Origin of the sequence: Achromobacter sp. ACM03 (genome assembly GCF_014851665.1) — a bacterium.
Taxonomy (GTDB): Bacteria; Pseudomonadota; Gammaproteobacteria; order Burkholderiales; family Burkholderiaceae_B; genus Achromobacter; species Achromobacter aegrifaciens.
In genome coordinates this window covers 128685-146325 of record NZ_JACVAD010000008.1, presented here as the reverse complement: position 1 = coordinate 146325, position 17641 = coordinate 128685, and the positions used below count along the sequence as shown (strand labels likewise).

Below are 17641 nucleotides of genomic sequence, written 5' to 3'. Positions count from 1 at the left end.
GCGCGCTCCTCAGGCCCGGTTGCGGCGCAGGCGGTACTGCGCAAATAGCGTCGCGACCAGCATGGCGAGCAACGAAGTGGCGACGATGACGTCGGCGATGTAGTTCGGCACCGCGATGGCGCGGCTCATGCTGTCCGCGCCCACCAGCATGCCGGCCACGAACAGGCTGGCCAGGATCACGCCCAGCGGATGCAGGCCGGCCAGCATGGCGACCACCACGCCGGTGTAGCCATAGCCCGGCGACATATCGAGCGTGACGTAGCCGGTGCGGCCCGCTACTTCGATCGCGCCGGCCAGGCCGGCCAGCGCGCCCGACAGCATGGCGGTGCCCAGCATCACACGGTTCACCGGCAAGCCCAGGAAGCGCGAGGCGTGTGCGTTGGCGCCGACCGCGCGCATCTGGAAGCCGAACACGGTGTAGCGATTCAGCAGCCACAGTCCCAGCGCCAGGCCGGCCGCCCACAAGAGGCCGGTATGGGCGCGGGTGCGCTCGATCAGCTTGCCGAGCTCCAGGTCGCCGTTGAGCGCCACGGACTGCGGCCAGCCCATGGCCATGGGATCCTTCATGGGGCCGTCCAGCATCATCGACACGAACAGCAGCACGATGAAGTTGCCCAGCAGCGTGGTCACCACTTCATCCACGCCCAGCCGGGTCTTGAGAATGGCGGGGATCAGCAGCAGCAAGGCGCCGGCCAGGGCTGCCGCCAGCATCATGCCGGCAAACAGCGCGGGCACGGGCAGGCCGAAGCCGGTGCCGTCATGCAGGCCGCCCACCGCCACCGCGGCCAGTGCGCCCAGATATAGCTGGCCCTCGGCGCCGATGTTGTAGAAGCGCGCGCGGAATGCCACTGCACAGGCCAGGCCGGTCAGCATCAGCGGAGTGGCGCGGGTCAGCGTTTCGGACAGCGCAAAGCGCGAGCCGAACGCGCCTTCGAACAGCAAGGCATAGGTGCGGCCCACGGGGGCGCCAGCCCAGGCCACCAGCAGGGTGCAGACCGCCAGCGTGAAGGCGATGGCCGCGAAGGGCGCCAGGGCCAGCGCCAGGCGGCTGGGCTCCGGGCGGCGTTCCAGGATCAGTTTCATGCGAGTAATGCTCGATAGGTAGTGGAGACGCGCGGGACGCAGCGGGTTTTCATCCCTGCGTGCCCGTCATGGCCAGGCCCACCGTGGCGGGCGTCCATTCGGACACCGGCTTCACGGCGATCAGCTTGCCGCCGCACAGCACGGCGATGCGGTCGGCCAGCGCGAAGATCTCTTCCAGGTCCTCGGATACCAGCAGGACGCCCGCGCCGCGCGTGCGCGCCGCCAGGAGCTGCTCGCGCACGTAGGCGACGGCGCCGATGTCCAGGCCCCAGGTGGGCTGGTCGGCCACGATGAAGCGCGGTTCGCGCGCCAGCGTGCGGCCCAGGATCAGCTTCTGCATGTTGCCCCCGGACAGGCTGCGGGTGCGCACGTCCAGCGACGCGGCCCGCACGTCGAACTGCTTGGCCAGGGCCTGGGCATAGGCTTTGCCGGCACGCGCCCGGATCAGGCCCCAACGCGCGAAGCGCGGGTCCTTCAGGTCTTCGACAATGGCGTTTTCCCACAAGGGGCTGTCGCCGATCACGCCTTCGCCGTGGCGGTCTTCAGGGATGCGGCCGACGTGGGCCGCGGTCCAGCCGGCCGGCGTCGTGGGCGCCGCCGCATGCTCGGGGCCCAGGCGGATGGTGCCGTCGGTGGGCTGGCGCAGGCCGGTCAGCACCGACACCAGCGCCTGCTGGCCGTTGCCGGCCACGCCTGCGATCGCCACGATTTCGTGCTTGTGGACAACCAGGTCCAGGCTGTCCAGGCGCGTCGCCCCGTCGCGACCGTCGCGCACGGTCACTTGAGACAAGGTCACTACGGGCGCGGCCTGCTCGGCCGCGGCCACGGCTTCGGCGTGCGGCATGACGACCTTGCGGCCCACCATCAGCTCGGCCAATTCGGCCGGGCTGGTGCTGGCGGTTTCGCGCTCGGCCACCAGCTTGCCCTGGCGCAACACCGCCACGCGGCCCGACACCGCCATGACTTCGTCGAGCTTGTGCGAGATGAAGATCACGGCCAGGCCTTCATCGACGAAGCCGCGCAGGGTGGCAAAGAGGTCCTGCACTTCCTGCGGCGTGAGCACCGCGGTCGGCTCGTCCAGGATCAGGACGCGCGCGCCGCGGTACAGCGCCTTCAGGATCTCGACTCGCTGCTTCTCGCCGACTGACAGCGTGCCGACGCGCGCGTCCGGATCCACACCCAGGCCGAAGCGTTGGCCGAGTTCAACCAGGCGCTGGCGCGCCTTGCCGCGGCCGGACGCCAGCTTCCACAGCGATTCCGTGCCGACCATGATGTTGTCCAGCACGGTCAGGTTGTCGGCCAGCGTGAAGTGCTGATGCACCATGCCGACCCCGGCCGCCAGCGCGGCGTCGGGCCGGCCGGCCGGCAAGGCCTGGCCAAAGACTTCGATGTTGCCGGCGTCGGCCACGTAATGGCCGAACAGGATCGACACCAGGGTCGATTTGCCGGCGCCGTTCTCGCCCAGCAAGGCCAACACTTCGCCCTGGCGCAGCGTGAGCGATATGTCGTCGTTGGCCGTGAGGCTGCCAAAGCGTTTGGTGATCCCCGTCAGTTGCAGGGCGAGAGGCGCGTGGTTCATCGTGCCGAGGACTTGGGTTCTTTGTCGTTGACCTTGACGCTGAAGCTGCCGTCCAGGATGGCCTTCTGCTTGGCCTGGACCTTGGCCATCAGGTCGGCGGGAATCTTGCTTTCGAAGGTGCCCAGCGGCGCCAGCGACGAACCCTTGTGCTTCATCAGAGAATACTGGCCGTAGTCGTCGGCCTTGAACGTGCCGGCGCGCACCTGCTTGAGCGCTTCCTCGATGGTGGGTTCCATGCTCCACAGCGCCGAGGCGACGACGGTCTCCGGATACTGCTGTTGCGTGTCGATGACGTTGCCGATGGCCAGCTTGCCGCGTTCCTTGGCGGCGTCCGACACGCCGAAGCGCTCGGCGTAGAGCACGTCCGCGCCCTTGTCGATCATGGCGAAGGCGGCTTCCTTGGCCTTCGGGGGATCGAACCAGGAACCGATGAAGGTCACGGTGAACTCGGCCTGTGGATTCACTTCCTTGGCGCCTTCGATGAAGGCGTGCATCAGGCGGTTCACTTCGGGAATGGGGTAGCCGCCCACCAGGCCGATCTTGCCCGTCTTGCTCATGCCGCCGGCGATCATGCCGGTCAGGTAGGCGGGTTCCTGGATGTAGTTGTCGAACACCGAGAAGTTGGGCTGCTGCGGCTTGCCCGAGGAGCCCATCAGGAAAGCGGTCTGCGGATAGTCCTTGGCCACCTTGCGGGCGGCGGCTTCCACGGCGAAGGCCTCGCCCACCACCAGCTTGTTGCCTTGTTCCGCGTACTGGCGCATCACGCGCTCGTAGTCGGCGTTGGTGACGTTTTCCGAGAACGTGTATTCGATCTCGCCGCGATCGCGGGCCGCGACCAGCGCCTTGTGGATGCGCGACACCCATTGCTGTTCGACCGGCACCGTGTAGATGGCGGCGACCTTGGTCTTGGCGGGCGCCTGGGCCAGGGCGGCGCCCGAGAACATCAGCGCGCCGGCGGCGGCTGCGGCCAGCTTGAGCAGGCCGCGGCGGGCGATGCCGGCGACGGACGGGGTGGAAGAGGCTTTCATGCGGGTGACTCCTGCGAAGGGAGGGAAAGGGATGGGAATTGGAGGCGATGGGCGCTGGCCCGCGCGCGGCTGGCGCGCGCGCGGCCGCGGCCCCGTTCCATATGGCCGCCGCCGGCAGGCGTGCCGGGACTAGCGTACGGAAACGAGGGCGTGGGATCGGTCATCGGATGGGGAGCGCCAGGCGACGCGCCCCATCCGAATGGTCGGGTTCGCAGCCAGCCCTGGCGAAGCAAGTTGTATGCCATGGGGCATTCCCGCGACAAGTCGGGGAAACCTGATGGCCGGGCAGGATTATAGGCACCCTGGCGGGGATTGGTGGCACCAGAGCGGTGCGTGTCTGCCAAGGGGTGGACAGAGTGCGTAACCAGGTCAAAGTTCAGGGAGTCTGAAATTTCATCTGGGCAGGGGGCAAGAATCCTGGCGACGCTTCATTATTGGGCCTTGAACTCTGTTTGCACACGGGCGAAGGAAACAGAGCGGGCAGGTACACGCCAGTCTGAGAGAGTGGCGGCGGTGCGGGCCGACTTGACGTATCGGTCGCACAAATAGGGAGGCCCCACCGAAGTGGGGCCATCGTTCGGACCTAGTTGCATCACCAGCATTCACATCTGGGAGTGGCTTTTCTAGGGCAGCGCGTTGACTGTACCGTTTTTGAGCATGACTTTCAACCAAGCTTTCGGCGATGTGTGCAGGAGCGCCCTGCTTGGAAGGGGAGAATAGGACTAATGGAATGGAAACTGCGGGAAACGGTGTTCTCCGCCCCGCGAATGGGGCGCTATCTGAACAGCTATGGCGGAGACGCGTTGCGGGCGGCCGTTGCCTACGATCACAATGTCCGGTTGGCGCAGGCGCTGATGCCCGCCTTGCAGACAATGGAGATCGTTCTTCGCAACGCCGTCCATCGAAGCCTGAGCAGGTCGATGGGAAGCGCCGACTGGTGGAATGGTCTGCCCTCCCCTGAGTTCGAGTGGCTGCACGTGGCGGTGGGAGACGCGGGGATCAAGATCCAGCGACGCCGGGAACGCGTCACTACTGACAAGATCGTTGCCGAATTGACTTTTGGATCGTGGACGCGGCTGTTCAATGCCCAGCATGGGCGCACGTTATGGGGGCGCCTCCTCCTGGCCTTTCCCACCTGTCCGAAAGCCAAGCGCCGACGTGGCCCGATCAGTTCGTCCCTGAACCGCATTCGGGATTTGCGCAACCGGGTCATGCACCATGAACCGCTGCTGTGGGTAGAGCCTTCGGTGAAGGATATCCATGGCGATATCCAGGAGGTCCTGGATTGGATCGATCCGGGCATCAACCGCTGGCTCGTCCATCACGACTCCTTGCCAGCGAGATGGGCTGAATGCGCGGCGATTTGAACCGTCCAGCCCAGACTGAACGAAATTCGATGCATGGAACGGGCCGTTGCGGCTGCCCACACCCCGATCCAGGGCCCGCGCGCCTAAAATCCCAGGCATGAGCCGCGCGCGTGGCGTGGCAAGCTGGAAGACCCCATGCAAGATATACAACTGCTGCTGGAACAGTACGGCGGGTGGCTGGTGTTCGCCAACGTGCTGGTCGAGCAGGCCGGCCTGCCGGTGCCCGCCTATCCCATGCTGATTGCCGCCGGCGCTCTGGCCGGCGCGGGTGGGTGGCTCGTGCCCTGGATGGCGGCTACGGTCGCCTGCCTGCTGGCCGACAGCCTGTGGTACGTGGCCGGCCAGCGCTACGGCTCGCGCCTGTTGGGCGTGATCTGCAAGATGTCGCTGTCGCAGGACTCCTGCATCCGGCAGACGCAGCGCCTGTACCTGCGCATCGGCGTGCGCGCGCTGCTGGTGTGCAAGTTCCTGCCTGGCGCGGGGGCGCTGTCCACCGTGATGGCAGGCCTGACGGGTACGCCCTACCGCCGTTTCCTGGGCTACGACATCGTGGGCTCCCTGATCTGGTCGGGTTCGGCCCTGCTGCTGGGCGGCCTGTTCCACAACGTGGTCAACGATGTGCTGGAAATCCTAGGCACCTACGGTGCGATGGGGCTGGGCGTGCTGGCGGCGGTGCTGGCGCTGTACATCCTGGCGCGCTTCCTGCGGCGCCGGATCCTGCTGCGCAGCCTGCGCGTGATTCCGCGCCTGTCAGTGGACGAGCTGATGCAGTGGCGCCAGGACGGCCGCAATGCGCTGGTGTTCGACGTGCGCCCCGAGGCGGTGCGCGAAGAGCAGCGCATCCCCGGCGCCATCGCCGTGGACCTGAAAGCGCCCTTACCCCGGCTGGATGCCCAGGCGCTGGAATCCGACATCGTCGTGTACTGCGCCTGCCCCAACGAGGTGTCGGCAGCGCTGCTGGCGTCGCGGCTGCGCGCCGCGGGCTACCCCAAGACCTGGGCCTTGCGCGGCGGTTACCAAGCCTGGCAGGAGCACGAACACCCGCTCCCCCCGCAAGGCGCATAATTCCGCCATGAGCCCGCGCAGACGGCGGGCGGCCTACAAGGAGAGACAGGCATGCGGATTTTGTTCTTGGGCGCCGGCGGCACCGGCGGCTACTTTGGCGGACGGGCGGCCCAGGCGGGCGCGGACGTGACCTTCCTGGTGCGCGAGCCGCGCGCCGCGCGGATCCGCGAACAGGGCCTGCGCATCAAGAGCCCGCTGGGCGATGCCACGCTGCAGCCGCAGCTGGTCACGCAACAGACCCTGCAAGGCAGCTACGACGTGGTGGTGCTGAGCTGCAAGGCCTATGACCTGGCCAGCGCCATCGAGGCCATCCGTCCCGCGGTCGGGCCCGATACCGCCGTGCTGCCCATCATGAACGGCGTGCTGCAGTACGACGTGCTGGACCGCGAATTCGAGCCGCATCGTGTGCTGGGCGGACTGTGCCAGATCAACGCCACCCTGGGCCCCGAGGGCGAAGTGGTGCATCTGGGCAAGTACGCCAACATCGTCTTCGGCGAGCGCGCCGGCCCCGCCCGCAGCGAACGCTGCGTCGCGCTGGAACAGGCCCTGGCCGGCGGCGAATACGTCAGCCGCCTGAGCACCGACATCTACCAGGACATCTGGGAAAAATACGTGTTCCTGACCACGCTGGCCGCAGCCACCTGCCTGATGCGCGGCTCGGTCGGGCAGATTGCCTCTACCGACGACGGCATCGACATCATGAGCGGGCTGCTGCAGGAATCGCAGGCCGTTGCCGCGGCGTCGGGCCACGCCGTGCGGCCGGAGGCTGACGCCTCGGCGCGCAAGCTGATTACCGACCGTACCCAGCCCGTCACCGCGTCGATGTTCCGCGACCTGAGCCAGGGACTGCCGGTGGAGGCCGACCACATCGTCGGCGACATGGTGCGGCGCGCCCGCACCCTGGGCGTGGACGCGACCTACCTGCGCACGGCTTACGCGCATCTGCAGGTCTATCAGGCGCAGCGCGCCGCGGCCTGAACGCCGCCCTGTCTGGCGGCCCCCTGTTCAAGCGGGCCCGCCGGGAGCACACTGGCCTGACGGCGGCGAAGACGCCGGCAGGGCTGCGTCTTCGGTTCGTTCCGGGCGGGTTTGCCAGGTATTGGTGCATAAATTGCAAAAAACTCATCCGGTTTTACTGGTTTTTTGATCGGATTTGTACGAATAGTATGGCTTTGCCTGAGCCGGAGCGTAGCGCCGCAAGTTGCGGCGGCTCTGGCTCCCCTACCCAAGGAGCAAGACCATGAAAGTTGCATTGATCGGAATCACCGGCCGCGTGGGTTCGCGCGTGGCGGACGAATTGCTCAAGCGCGGCCACCAGGTCACGGGCATCGCCCGCAACCTGTCCGACGTGAATCCGCAGCTCGGCCTGACCATCAAGCAGGGCGACGCCACCGATCCCGAAGCGCTGACCTCGTTGCTGAAGGGCCACGACGCCGTGATCAGCGCTTCGCGCTTCGTATCGTCGGACGCCAAGCCGCTCCTGAGCGCCGTGAAGGACGCGGGCGTGCCGCGCCTGCTGGTGGTCGGCGGCGCGGGCAGCCTGCTGGTTGCCCCCGGCAAGATGCTGATCGACACCCCCGAATTCCCCGATGCCTACAAGCCCGAGGCGCGCGCCGGCGTGGTGTTCCTGGACACGCTGCGCCATGAAAAAGTGCTGAACTGGACCTTCCTGTCGCCTTCGGCGCTGTTCGAGCCGGGCGAGCGCACCGGCCAGTTCCGTTTGGGCGATGACACCCTGCTTGCCGATGACGAAGGCAAGAGCTGGATCTCGATGGAAGACTATGCCATTGCGCTGGTCGATGAACTCGAAACGCCCAAGCATTCGCGCCGCCGCTATACCGTCGGCTACTGATCCCGGCCGTCGGCGGATCACGAAGGGCCTCGGCAAGAGGCCCTTTTCCATTGGGGGCAAAGGCCCGGAATCCATGTTTTTGTTTGTAAACTGGCGCACCGCCAGCCGGCGTTCCGACACCTGAGTTTGCCCCGTATGCGTATGAAGTTGAAATCGTTGGCCCTATGTCTGCTGGTTGCCGCCACCTGTCTGGCAGCCGCGCCGGCTAGCGCGGCCGCACCCCAGTCCAACAAGGACCTCGTGGTGGCGTTCTTTCGCATGATGTTCCAGGACCGCGACGTCGACGAGGCAGTGCGCCTGTACGTCAGCCCGAACTACGTCCAGCACAACCCCTACATGCAGGATGGCGTTGGTCCGCTGGTGGATTTCTTTCCCGCCTATTTCGAACAGCATCCGCAGTCCATCGTTGAAATCAAGCGCGTGATCGCCGAGGGCGACCTGGTGCTGATCCACAACCTGTGGCGCGATTCACCGGAAGACCGGGGCCAGGCCGTCATGGACATCTTCCGCGTGGAAGACGGCAAGATCGTGGAACACTGGGACGTGAGCCAGGAAATCCCCGAGAACCCCGCCAACAAGAACGGCATGTTCTAGGAAGCGCCGCATGTCCAGCATCGAACCCGTAGACCTGTCCCGCGCCTATCTGCTGCTGAACCACGGCCCCACGGTGCTGGTGACCAGCGCCCATGGCGATGCGCGCAACGTCATGGCGGCCGCCTGGGCCATGCCCCTGGACTTCAGTCCGCCCAAGATGCTGGTGGTGGTGGACAAGAACACCTACACGCGCGGCCTGATCGAGGCGTCGGGCGAATTCGCGCTGTGCATCCCGTCGCGCGCGCAGGCCCGCGCCACGCTGCGGGTGGGTACCGATTCCGGGCGCGACGAAGACAAATTCCAGGCCAGCGGCCTGACGACCTTCCCCGCCAGCAAGATCGGCGCGCCGCTCATCAGCGGTTGCCTGGGCTGGCTGGAATGCCGCGTCGTGCCCGAACCGCACAACCAGCAGGCCTACGACCTCTTCATCGGCGAAGTCGTGGCCGCGTGGGCCGCGCCTGAAGTGTTTTCCGGCAATCGCTGGCATTTCCCCGACGACGAGCGCCGTTCGGTCCATTACGTGGCGGGCGGCTCCTTCTTCGCCACCGGCGAAGCCTTCAACGTTTCCGATCCGGAGTAACCATGATGCGCAGCGTATATCTGGCGGGTTTCGACGTGTTCCTGCCTGATGCGGCGGCGCACGGCAAACGCTTGAAGGCGCTGTGCGCCACCTACGGTTTCGACGGCCTGTTTCCGCTGGACAATGAAGCGCCGCAGGGCTTGTCCGGCCAGGCGCTGGCCCAATGGATCTATCGCGAGAACGTCGCGCTCATCCGGCGCGCGGACATGGTGATGGCGAACCTCAATCCGTTTCGCGGCGCCGAACCCGATTCGGGCACGGCATTTGAAGTCGGCTACGCCATCGCCTGCGGCAAGCCGGTATGGGCTTACACCGGCCAGGCAGGCTCGTTGATCGATCAGGTGGCGGTGGGGGCTGCGGCAGACGACGGCGCATCGCGCATGGTCGATGCCAAGGGCTACACCGTGGAAGACTTCGGCCTGAACCTGAATCTGATGCTGGCGTGCAGCGCCCGCATCGTCACGGGCAGCGCCGCCGACTGCCTGGCGCAGATGGCCCGCGAACCGGGACGCTGACCGTCCCGAACCATGGCGCGGCTAGCTGCGCGCCGTTTTCGCTGCCTTTGCTGCCTTCGCTGCCTTCGGCGGCGCGCGGCGCGCGGCGGGTTCGCCCAGGTATCCCATCACCGCGTTGACCACGGCCTGTTCCAACTGCTGCGTCGAGAATCCCGCGGGCGGTTCCAGCGCCGCGGCATGCACCAGTGACTCCATGATGCGCAACACCACATAGGTCGCCAGATCCCGGTCCTGCTGCGCGATTTCGGCGCGATGCAGTTCCAGAAGGTGGCGCATGCGCCTGTGGATATCCTGGTCCGCGCGGCTGTGTTCGTGCGGCTGGTCGAACAGCGGAAACTCCCTTTCCAGCACGCGGTGCAGCGCGGGTTCCAGCAGGTGGGCGTGCAGCATCGCCTCGACGATGGCCGCGACGCGCTCGCGCAGCGTGGCCGCGGGATTGCTGTCCAGGACCGAGTCGATGACGTCCAGCATCTGGTTGTCGTGGCGGTTGTGCAGCGCCGCGATCAGGGCGTTCTTGTTGGGGAAGTACTGATACAGCGAGCCGACGCTGACACCGGCCGTTTCCGCGATCAGATTGGTATTGGTGCCCGCATAGCCGTGGGTGGCCAGAACGCGAGCCGTGGCTTGCAAAATCGTCTCTACGGTGTGCTGGGATCTGAGCTGGCGCGGCGATTTCCGGGGCTGTGGGATGGCGGTCATGGGTACTGTGAAAGGCGAGTATCGAATATGAGCAATGGCTCATAAAATTTCCAGCAGGCAATCCGGTTCATCGCCCGCACACGGGGATTATGCCATCGGCGGTTTTCAAACTGGTTCCGGTTTGCGCATCTCTCACTTAAGGAAATTCAATGTCGCATTCATCGACGGCCGGGGCCATGCCCGCGGCCCAGGGGCCCGTGCGCTCTGTCTTCGCGCAAGTGCTGCCGCTCGCGCTGGCGGTATTCGTCGGGTTCTTCATGATTGGCCTGCCCATGCCGGTGCTGCCTCTGTATGTGGACGGCACGCTGGCGCTGGGCGCGCTGGTGGTCGGGGTGGTGGCCGGCCTGCAGTTCGCCGCCGCCCTGTTGTCGCGCGCCTATGCGGGCTCGCTTGCCGACCGCCGCGGCGCCAAGCGCGCGGTGGTGGGCGGTTTTGTGCTGGGCTCCATCGCGGGCCTGTTCTATCTGCTGGCCGATGACCTGTCGGCGCGGCCGCAGGCGGCGCTGGCCGCGCTCTTGGCCGGACGCGCGCTGATGGGCTGCGCCGAAAGCCTGATCGTCACCGGCGCCCTGAGTTGGGGCGTGGGCCGCGTGGGGCCGCAGAACGCGGGCCGCGTGATGGCCTGGGTCGGCGTGGCGATCTACGCCGCCTATGCGCTGGGCGCGCCCGCCGGCATGCGGCTCTACGGCGTCACGGGCTTTGCGGGTATCGCCTGGGCCACGGCGCTGATTCCCCTGGCGGCCCTGGCGCTGGTGCTGCCTTTGCGCGGGGTGCGTGCGGCAGGCGGCGTGCGTACGCCTTTCTACAAAGTGCTGGGTCTGGTGCTGCTGCCCGGCGCGGGCCTGGCGCTGGCCAGCGTCGGCTTTGGCGTGATCACTGCGTTCGTCAGCCTGCTGTTTTCGCAGCGTGGTTGGGATGGCGCAGCGTGGATGTTCACTGCGTTCGGCGTGGGCTTCATCCTGGCGCGGGTGTTCTTTGCCGGCCTGCCGGACAAGCTGGGCGGCGCACGCGTGGCGCTGGTGTGCGTGCTGATTGAAGCGGCGGGGCAGTGGCTGATCTGGGCCGGAACCACGCCGGCATGGGCCTATGCCGGCGCGCTGCTGACGGGCGCGGGCTATTCGCTGGCATTCCCCGCTTTTGGCGTGGAAGCCGTGCGCCGCGTGCCGGCGGCCAGCCGGGGCGCTGCCATGGGGGCGTATGTGGCCTTCCTGGACGTGGCTTTGGGACTGAGCAGCCCGGCGGCGGGCTGGCTGGCCGGCGAGCAAGGCTATGGCGCGGTGTATGCGATGGGCGGCGCGTGCGCGCTGGCGGCGATGGTCGTCGCCATGGCGCTCAGGACGCGTAGGTAAAAAAGGCGGCCGCCGGTTCCGGCGCCGCCTGCTCAAGATCAGACCGTCGCGGCCATCTCCAGCACTTCGTCGTCGATCGCCTCGGCCTGGCCGTCCTTCAGCTGTTGCAGATGGTCGGCCAGTTCCGCGATGGTCAGCGCCACCAATCCGTGCTGCGCGGCATAGCGCTCAAGCGCGGCGCCGCGCATCATCGTGCCGTCGGCATTCATCAGTTCGCACAGTACGCCGGCCGGGCGCAGGCCGGCCAGCACGGCCAGGTCCACCGAGCCTTCGGTGTGGCCGCGGCGGGTCAGCACGCCGCCCGGCTGGGCGCGCAGCGGGAACACATGGCCCGGGCTGACGATGTCATCGCTTTGCGCCGACGGCGAAATGGCGGCGCGGATGGTGGTGACGCGGTCCACGGCCGACACGCCGGTGCTGACTCCTTCGCGCGCTTCGATGGAAACGGTGAAGGCGGTGGCAAAGCGGCTCTGGTTGCGCTGGACCATGGGGGGCAATTCAAGCCGGTCCAGGGTTTCGCCGGGCAGGCACAGGCAGACGATGCCGCTGCCGTCGCGAATCAGCTGCGCCATCACAGGCACGGTCAGCTTGTCGGCGGCCACGATCAGGTCGGCTTCGTTCTCGCGGTCGAAATCGTCCATGAGAATGACGGGACGGCCCAGGCGCAGATGATGCAGGGCGCGCTGCAAGCGGGCGGCAAAAGGCTGCAAAGCCAGGCTGGGGATGGGGGACTGCGGGGTAAGGGTAACGTTGGACATTTGAAACGCTCTCGCAAGTTGAAAGGGGCGAAAAACGTTTCAGGGCTACTCGACAGCCGAACGCAATACGGCAGTCCGGGCGCGGGTGCGCCCGGTGCTACCGTTGTGCCGGCACATCTTCTCTCATCCGGACTATGACCGTCGGCCCTGGCATCTCACCAGATCTGCTGACCCCGGTGTCCGTGAAGGACGCCGGGCGCTCGCGGGCTCGCCATATTGCATGGCATACCGCCGGTGGGGAATTACACCCCGCCCTGAAGACGTACTGCATGTCGTGTTAACGACCTTGCGGATTGTACGCCTGTCCGGGGCTGGGGCCGGAATACGCTTGCTGCGCCTGGGGTCTTCGGCGGGGCGGGGTCGGACCCCGCCCATGCTCAGGCGCCGGCTTCGACGGCCTCGGGCTCGTCGGCTTTCTTTTTCTTCTTGGCCGGCAGCGCCAGCATGGTGCCGCGGCACGGCGGCGTGCCGCAGAGGCAGCGGTAGCCTTCCTTCAGTTTCTTGGTGATGCGGCCGTCCAGCACCAGGCCGTAGTCATACGACAGCTCGGTGCCGCGCGGAATGTCCTGCAGCGCGACGATGTAGACGCGCTTGCCGTGCTTGCCTTCCTGGGCTTCGCAGTTGGGCTGGCAGGAATGGTTGATCCAGCGCGCATCATTGCCCTGGTCGCCGCCGTCGATCACGCGGCCGGAGCTCAGCGCGAAGAAGAAAGTGTGGAAGGGATCGTCCGGATTGGTCGGATGACGGCGGTCGGCTTCCTTGGCGCTGATGCGTTCGCCGCCGTACTCGATGATGCGCGTGCCCGCGGGAATCTTGCGCGCGGCGAAGACGCCGTTGCCGTGCAGCTTGGAGCGGCGGACGGCATACCAGGGCTTGATCGGGGTGTCTTCGTTGGTCATTGCTCGATGGAAGTGGCGGTGAGACGAAACAGAATTATATCGGCGCGTTTTTGACAGCTTGATGGGCGTATAGTGTGCGCCGCCTTGTTCCTCCGGTTAGCACCATGATTGTCCGTCCGCGTCCTTCCGCGCTGGCTTTGTTCTTTGTCTTGCGCGGGTCCATCATCCCGCGGATCCTCAGCCGCATCCTCGTCATCACGGCGCTGTCCTGCTTCGTGGTGTGGATGTACCACCAGGCATGGTTCTCGCCCGCCCATCTGTCGGCGGTGCCGTTCTCGCTGTTCGGCCTGGCCCTGTCCGTGTTCATGGGCTTTCGCAACAACGTCTGCTACGACCGCTGGTGGGAAGCGCGCAAGCAATGGGGCGAACTGATCGTGCAGGCGCGCAGCCTGGCGCGCGAAAGCGCGGTGCTGCTGGCGGCCAGCACCGCCAACCCGGTGCAGGAACGCATCGTGCGCCGTTGCATCGGCTTCGGCTACGCGCTGGCGGCGCGGCTGCGTCAGGAAGACATGGCTTCTGCCGCGCGCCCCTGGGTGCAGCAGGACGAGGCCGAGACCCTCAACGGCTGCCGCAACGTGCCTGACGCCCTGCTCATGGCCATCAACCGCGACCTGGCGGCCTGTCTGCGGCGCGGGGAGCTGAGCGACATCCTGTACCAGGCCCTGACCCAGCGCGTGGCCGCCTGCGCCGCCATCCAGGCGGCTTGCGAGCGCATCAAGTTCACGCCCTCGCCCTTCGCCTATTCGCTGCTGCTGCATCGCACGGCCTGGCTGTTCTGCCTGTTGCTGCCCTTCGGCCTGGTGGGCACGCTGGAATACATGATGCCGGCCGCCGTCACCATCGTGGCCTACACCTTCTTCGGCCTGGACGCGGTGGGTGATGAACTGGAAGACCCCTTCGGCTCCGACGAGAACGACCTGCCGCTGTCGGCGCTGGCCCGGGTGATCGAGATCGACCTCCTGGAAGGCCTGGGCGTGCGGCCTCTGCCCGAGCCCGCCGTGCCGGTGGATTTCGTGCTGCGCTAGGGCGGAGCCTATTCCGCCAATCCCGTCAAAGGCAGCTTGGTTTCCTTCAACCGGCGCAGCACGAAGCAGGATTTGCTGTGCCGGATGCCCGGGATGCGGTAGAGCTGTTCGCGCAGCAGCCGTTCGTAGTCGCGGGTGTCGCGCACGGCGATGCGGATGTAATAGTCGTAGTCGCCCGAGACCAGGAAGGCTTCGAGGACCTCGGGTATCTGCGCCAGCGCCCGGCCGAACTCGTACAGCGTTTCCTCGCTGTGGCTCTCCAGGGTGACGTGGACGATCACTGTGTCCATGAAGCCCAGACTGGCCGGATCGATGTCCACCGTATAGCCGCGGATGACGCCTGCGCTTTCCATGCGCTTGATGCGGTTCCAGCACGGCGTGGACGACAGGCCCACCGCCGCGCCGATGTCGTTCAGGCTGGCGCGCGCGTTGTCCTGCAGCACCTTGAGTATGGCGAGATCAAATTTGTCCAGGTTCATTTTCTTTGATTCCTTAAAATCAAAGATAAATTTACTCCGTTCATCGGTTATCCGTGGAAAAGAAGATAAATATTCTTCCGATCTACGAATAAGATAGATAGCATGAACGATCGCCTGCACCCCACCGCCGCCGCCGCGCTTGCCGCCACTGAACGCCCCGCTGACAACGGGGCGAAAATTCTGCTCGATACGCTGATCGCGTGTGGCGTGGATACCATTTTCGGGTACCCCGGCGGCGCGGTGCTGCCGCTGTACGACGCCCTGTACGCCGAGCCGCGCCTGCGCCACGTGCTGGTACGCCACGAACAGGCCGCCGTGCATGCTGCCGAAGGCTATGCTCGCAGCACCGGCCGCACCGGCGTGGTCTTCGTCACTTCCGGTCCGGGCATGGCCAACACCACGTCCGGCCTGCTGGATGCCATGTGCGATTCGATCCCGGTGCTCTGTATCAGCGGCCAGGTTGCCACGGCCGCCATCGGCACGGACGCCTTCCAGGAGTGCGACGCCATCGGCATCTCGCGCTCCGTGACCAAATGGAATACGCAGGTCCGTTCGGTGGACGACGTGGCAGCGGTGACGGCCCGCGCTTTTGAGCTGACCCGCCAGGGCCGCCCCGGCCCGGTGCTGCTGGATTTCCCCAAGGACGTGCAACTGGCCGTGCCTCGCGACGCGGACGATGATGCCGTGCCCTCGCAACAGAAGCTGGCTGCGCTGCGCGCACGCCGCCAGGCGGGCAAGCTGGCGCCCAAGCTGCCGCAGTCGGCCGTGCGTCGCGCCGCCGCCTTGATCGCGCAGGCCAAGCGCCCCATCTTCTACGGCGGCGGCGGGCTGGTGAACGCCGGCCCCGAGGCCTGCGAGGCCTTTACCGACCTGGTGCGCCACACCGGCGCGCCCTGCACCCTGACCCTGATGGGCCTGGGCGCATTCCCCGCATCCGACGCGCAGTTCGTCGGCATGCTGGGCATGCACGGCACGGTCGAGGCCAACCTGGCCATGCACAACGCCGACCTGGTGGTCTGCATCGGCGCCCGCTTCGATGACCGCATCACAGGCAAGCTGTCGGAGTTCTGCCCGCATGCGCGCAAGATCCACATCGACATCGACCCGGCTTCCATCAACAAGGTGGTGCGCGTGGACGTGGCGCTGGTGGGCGACTGCCTGCCGCTGGTGCGCGCGCTGCGCGCCGAACTCGGCGAGGAACCCATGGACGCGGCGCGGCTGGCGCCCTGGTACAAGCGTATCGACGCCTGGCGCGCCCAGGACTGCCTGGGCTATACCCCGGCGGCCGACGCGATCCTGCCGCAGCATCTGATGGCGCGCCTGAACGACGCGCTGTCCGACCGCGATGCCATCGTTTCCACCGACGTGGGCCAGCACCAGATGTGGGCCGCGCAGTACCTGCGCTTCGACAAGCCCAACCGCTGGCTGACCTCCGGCGGCGCCGGCACCATGGGCTATGGCGTGCCCGCCGCCATCGGCGCGCAGGTTGCTCACCCGGACAAGACCGTGGTCTGCGTCAGCGGCGACGCGTCGGTGCTGATGAACATCCAGGAACTGTCCACCGCCATGCAGCACCAGACGCCCGTCAAGGTCGTGTTGTGCAACAACGGCTACATGGGCATGGTGCGGCAATGGCAGGAGCTGATCCACGGCGGGCGCTACAGCCACAGCTACAACGCCTCGCTGCCCGACTTCGTGGCGTTGGCCCGCGCCTTCGGCTGGGGCGCGGCCCGCGTGGACGATCCGGCAAAGCTGGATGCCGCGCTCGCCGAATGCCTGGCGCATGACGGCCCCTACTTCCTGGACGTGGCGGTCGCGGCGCAGGAGAACTGCTTCCCGATGATGCCTGCCGGGCACGGGCATCAGAAGATGATGCTGGCCGAAGGCGTCTGGTATCAGGACGAGACGACCTGATCGCCGTTGGGCTGCATGCGCAGCCCAGCGCCCTGCTTCAGAACTGGATCGACAAACCGCCGTCCACCACCAGCACGTGCCCGTTCACATATGACGCCGCGGGCGACGCCAGGAATACGGCGGCGCCCGCGATTTCCTCCGGTTCGCCCCAGCGTCCCATGGGATTGCGCGTGGCGATGCGCGGGCCCACATCGGGGTCCGCCACCATGGCGGCATTGGTCTCGGTGGCGAAGGTGCCGGGCGCGATGGCGTTGCTGGTGATGCCGTGGCCGCCGAACTCTGCCGCCAGCGCGCGCACCATGCCCGTCAACCCCTGCTTGGCCGCGGGATAGACCGCATCGCCCGAGCGCGCCAGCTCGCCCACCACCGAGGTGATGGCGATCAGGCGGCCGCTGCCCTGGCGCACCATGCGCTCGGCGGCAAACTTGGCCAGCAGCATGCCAGCGACCATGTCGGTGTCGATAAGCTCGCGGATCTCGGCGGGACTGGTGTCGCGCAGCGTCTTGCGGTTGCGCGCGCCGACGTTGTTCACCAGGATGTCCAGGCGGCGGTGGTCGCGGTCTATGTCCTGGAAAGCGCGTTCCATGGCGGCGTCGTCGCTGATGTCAAAAGGCAGCGCATGCGCATCCAGGCCGGCGGCGGTCAATTCAGCCGCCGCGGCAGCGACGGCTTCTGCGTTGCGGCCGTTGATCAGCACGCGCGCGCCGCAGCCGGCCAATGCGCGTGCGATACAGAAGCCCAGCCCGCGGGCCGAGCCGGTCACCAGGGCGACTTGTCCCGTCAGGTCGAAATTGCGCAGATACGGCAGCGTGTTCATGTCAGTCGTCCAAAGTGCTCTATCTCAATCAGGGCCGC

General features: G+C 66.7%; 18 protein-coding genes and 1 riboswitch. Of the genes, 10 read left to right on the top strand and 8 right to left on the bottom strand.

What is annotated here, in order from left to right; all coding sequences use genetic code 11:
- Nucleotides 1-9: 9 nt before the first annotated feature.
- Genes IB257_RS27215 through IB257_RS27205 form a run of 3 tightly spaced genes read right to left on the bottom strand, consistent with a single transcriptional unit; the run spans nt 10 to nt 3690 of the window.
- Nucleotides 10-1083 carry an ABC transporter permease gene (locus IB257_RS27215; protein WP_192493103.1) on the bottom strand — a complete coding sequence of 358 codons (1074 nt, stop codon included), beginning with the start codon at nt 1081-1083 and terminating at the stop codon, nt 10-12.
- A gap of 49 nt (nt 1084-1132) precedes the next feature.
- Nucleotides 1133-2662, bottom strand: coding sequence for an ABC transporter ATP-binding protein (locus tag IB257_RS27210; RefSeq protein WP_054455736.1), 1530 nt, complete (start codon nt 2660-2662; stop codon nt 1133-1135).
- Nucleotides 2659-3690: a BMP family protein gene (locus IB257_RS27205; protein WP_082401099.1), complete on the bottom strand. Its 1032-nt coding sequence runs from the start codon at nt 3688-3690 to the stop codon at nt 2659-2661. Before IB257_RS27205 ends, IB257_RS27210 begins: the two co-directional genes overlap by 4 nt.
- 725 nt (nt 3691-4415) lie before the next feature.
- Here IB257_RS27205 and IB257_RS27200 point away from each other — a divergent pair.
- From IB257_RS27200 to IB257_RS27170, 7 genes are all read left to right on the top strand, one after another.
- A complete protein-coding gene (locus IB257_RS27200; protein ID WP_119449791.1) occupies nt 4416-5057 on the top strand; it encodes a hypothetical protein in 642 nt (213 codons plus the stop codon).
- 135 nt (nt 5058-5192) lie between these two features.
- The gene (locus IB257_RS27195) at nt 5193-6122 is read left to right on the top strand and encodes a DedA family protein/thiosulfate sulfurtransferase GlpE (RefSeq protein WP_054455735.1); all 930 of its coding nucleotides are present in this window, start codon (nt 5193-5195) and stop codon (nt 6120-6122) included.
- 51 nt (nt 6123-6173) lie between these two features.
- Nucleotides 6174-7100 carry a 2-dehydropantoate 2-reductase gene (gene panE / locus IB257_RS27190; RefSeq protein ID WP_054455733.1) on the top strand — a complete coding sequence of 309 codons (927 nt, stop codon included), beginning with the start codon at nt 6174-6176 and terminating at the stop codon, nt 7098-7100.
- A 262-nt stretch (nt 7101-7362) separates the two neighbouring features.
- Nucleotides 7363-7974, top strand: coding sequence for an NAD(P)-dependent oxidoreductase (locus IB257_RS27185; protein ID WP_054455731.1), 612 nt, complete (start codon nt 7363-7365; stop codon nt 7972-7974).
- 135 nt (nt 7975-8109) lie between these two features.
- On the top strand, nt 8110-8568 hold the full coding sequence (locus tag IB257_RS27180; RefSeq protein ID WP_082401097.1) for a nuclear transport factor 2 family protein: 459 nt from the start codon (nt 8110-8112) through the stop codon (nt 8566-8568).
- Between the two features lie 10 nt (nt 8569-8578).
- Complete coding sequence (locus IB257_RS27175) at nt 8579-9148, top strand: flavin reductase family protein (RefSeq protein ID WP_054455727.1); 570 nt, start codon at nt 8579-8581, stop codon at nt 9146-9148.
- Between the two features lie 5 nt (nt 9149-9153).
- Nucleotides 9154-9663 (top strand): nucleoside 2-deoxyribosyltransferase, encoded by a 510-nt coding sequence (locus tag IB257_RS27170; protein ID WP_192493127.1) that lies wholly within the window; start codon nt 9154-9156, stop codon nt 9661-9663.
- Nucleotides 9664-9684: 21 nt separating this feature from the next.
- Here the strand turns inward: IB257_RS27170 and IB257_RS27165 are convergent, their stop codons facing one another.
- Complete coding sequence (locus IB257_RS27165) at nt 9685-10362, bottom strand: TetR/AcrR family transcriptional regulator (protein WP_125473684.1); 678 nt, start codon at nt 10360-10362, stop codon at nt 9685-9687.
- A gap of 149 nt (nt 10363-10511) precedes the next feature.
- Between IB257_RS27165 and IB257_RS27160 the strand changes: the two genes are divergently transcribed.
- Nucleotides 10512-11711, top strand: a complete 1200-nt coding sequence (locus IB257_RS27160; RefSeq protein WP_175212923.1) for an arabinose transporter — start codon at nt 10512-10514, stop codon at nt 11709-11711.
- Between the two features lie 38 nt (nt 11712-11749).
- On the opposite strand, the gene ribB is transcribed toward IB257_RS27160, so the two are convergent.
- Together ribB and IB257_RS27150 are read right to left on the bottom strand one after the other, a co-directional pair.
- Nucleotides 11750-12469 carry a 3,4-dihydroxy-2-butanone-4-phosphate synthase gene (gene ribB / locus IB257_RS27155; protein WP_192493102.1) on the bottom strand — a complete coding sequence of 240 codons (720 nt, stop codon included), beginning with the start codon at nt 12467-12469 and terminating at the stop codon, nt 11750-11752.
- Nucleotides 12470-12580: 111 nt separating this feature from the next.
- A riboswitch (FMN riboswitch) is annotated at nt 12581-12735 on the bottom strand.
- 111 nt (nt 12736-12846) lie between these two features.
- Nucleotides 12847-13368: an SET domain-containing protein gene (locus IB257_RS27150; protein ID WP_054455721.1), complete on the bottom strand. Its 522-nt coding sequence runs from the start codon at nt 13366-13368 to the stop codon at nt 12847-12849.
- 104 nt (nt 13369-13472) lie between these two features.
- Here IB257_RS27150 and IB257_RS27145 point away from each other — a divergent pair, with 104 nt between their 5' ends.
- Nucleotides 13473-14393, top strand: coding sequence for a bestrophin family protein (locus IB257_RS27145; protein WP_054455719.1), 921 nt, complete (start codon nt 13473-13475; stop codon nt 14391-14393).
- 8 nt (nt 14394-14401) lie between these two features.
- Here the strand turns inward: IB257_RS27145 and IB257_RS27140 are convergent, their stop codons facing one another.
- Nucleotides 14402-14872 (bottom strand): Lrp/AsnC family transcriptional regulator, encoded by a 471-nt coding sequence (locus IB257_RS27140; RefSeq protein ID WP_013390823.1) that lies wholly within the window; start codon nt 14870-14872, stop codon nt 14402-14404.
- Nucleotides 14873-14965: 93 nt separating this feature from the next.
- On the opposite strand from IB257_RS27140, the gene ilvB reads away from it, so the two are divergent.
- On the top strand, nt 14966-16786 hold the full coding sequence (gene ilvB / locus IB257_RS27135; RefSeq protein ID WP_119449794.1) for a biosynthetic-type acetolactate synthase large subunit: 1821 nt from the start codon (nt 14966-14968) through the stop codon (nt 16784-16786).
- A 37-nt stretch (nt 16787-16823) separates the two neighbouring features.
- Here the strand turns inward: ilvB and IB257_RS27130 are convergent, their stop codons facing one another.
- Nucleotides 16824-17603, bottom strand: a complete 780-nt coding sequence (locus tag IB257_RS27130) for an SDR family oxidoreductase (RefSeq protein WP_175181619.1) — start codon at nt 17601-17603, stop codon at nt 16824-16826.
- Between the last annotated feature and the right edge of the window lie 38 nt (nt 17604-17641).

Excerpts from the sequence above, each read along its gene's own strand:
- IB257_RS27215 (WP_192493103.1), bottom strand. The coding sequence starts at position 1,083 with ATGAAACTGATCCTGGAACGCCGCCCGGAGCCCAGCCGCCTGGCGCTG.
- IB257_RS27210 (WP_054455736.1), bottom strand. The coding sequence starts at position 2,662 with ATGAACCACGCGCCTCTCGCCCTGCAACTGACGGGGATCACCAAACGC.
- IB257_RS27205 (WP_082401099.1), bottom strand. The coding sequence starts at position 3,690 with ATGAAAGCCTCTTCCACCCCGTCCGTCGCCGGCATCGCCCGCCGCGGC.
- IB257_RS27200 (WP_119449791.1), top strand. The coding sequence starts at position 4,416 with ATGGAATGGAAACTGCGGGAAACGGTGTTCTCCGCCCCGCGAATGGGG.
- IB257_RS27195 (WP_054455735.1), top strand. The coding sequence starts at position 5,193 with ATGCAAGATATACAACTGCTGCTGGAACAGTACGGCGGGTGGCTGGTG.
- panE (WP_054455733.1), top strand. The coding sequence starts at position 6,174 with ATGCGGATTTTGTTCTTGGGCGCCGGCGGCACCGGCGGCTACTTTGGC.
- IB257_RS27185 (WP_054455731.1), top strand. The coding sequence starts at position 7,363 with ATGAAAGTTGCATTGATCGGAATCACCGGCCGCGTGGGTTCGCGCGTG.
- IB257_RS27180 (WP_082401097.1), top strand. The coding sequence starts at position 8,110 with ATGCGTATGAAGTTGAAATCGTTGGCCCTATGTCTGCTGGTTGCCGCC.
- IB257_RS27175 (WP_054455727.1), top strand. The coding sequence starts at position 8,579 with ATGTCCAGCATCGAACCCGTAGACCTGTCCCGCGCCTATCTGCTGCTG.
- IB257_RS27170 (WP_192493127.1), top strand. The coding sequence starts at position 9,154 with ATGCGCAGCGTATATCTGGCGGGTTTCGACGTGTTCCTGCCTGATGCG.
- IB257_RS27165 (WP_125473684.1), bottom strand. The coding sequence starts at position 10,362 with ATGACCGCCATCCCACAGCCCCGGAAATCGCCGCGCCAGCTCAGATCC.
- IB257_RS27160 (WP_175212923.1), top strand. The coding sequence starts at position 10,512 with ATGTCGCATTCATCGACGGCCGGGGCCATGCCCGCGGCCCAGGGGCCC.
- ribB (WP_192493102.1), bottom strand. The coding sequence starts at position 12,469 with ATGTCCAACGTTACCCTTACCCCGCAGTCCCCCATCCCCAGCCTGGCT.
- IB257_RS27150 (WP_054455721.1), bottom strand. The coding sequence starts at position 13,368 with ATGACCAACGAAGACACCCCGATCAAGCCCTGGTATGCCGTCCGCCGC.
- IB257_RS27145 (WP_054455719.1), top strand. The coding sequence starts at position 13,473 with ATGATTGTCCGTCCGCGTCCTTCCGCGCTGGCTTTGTTCTTTGTCTTG.
- IB257_RS27140 (WP_013390823.1), bottom strand. The coding sequence starts at position 14,872 with ATGAACCTGGACAAATTTGATCTCGCCATACTCAAGGTGCTGCAGGAC.
- IB257_RS27130 (WP_175181619.1), bottom strand. The coding sequence starts at position 17,603 with ATGAACACGCTGCCGTATCTGCGCAATTTCGACCTGACGGGACAAGTC.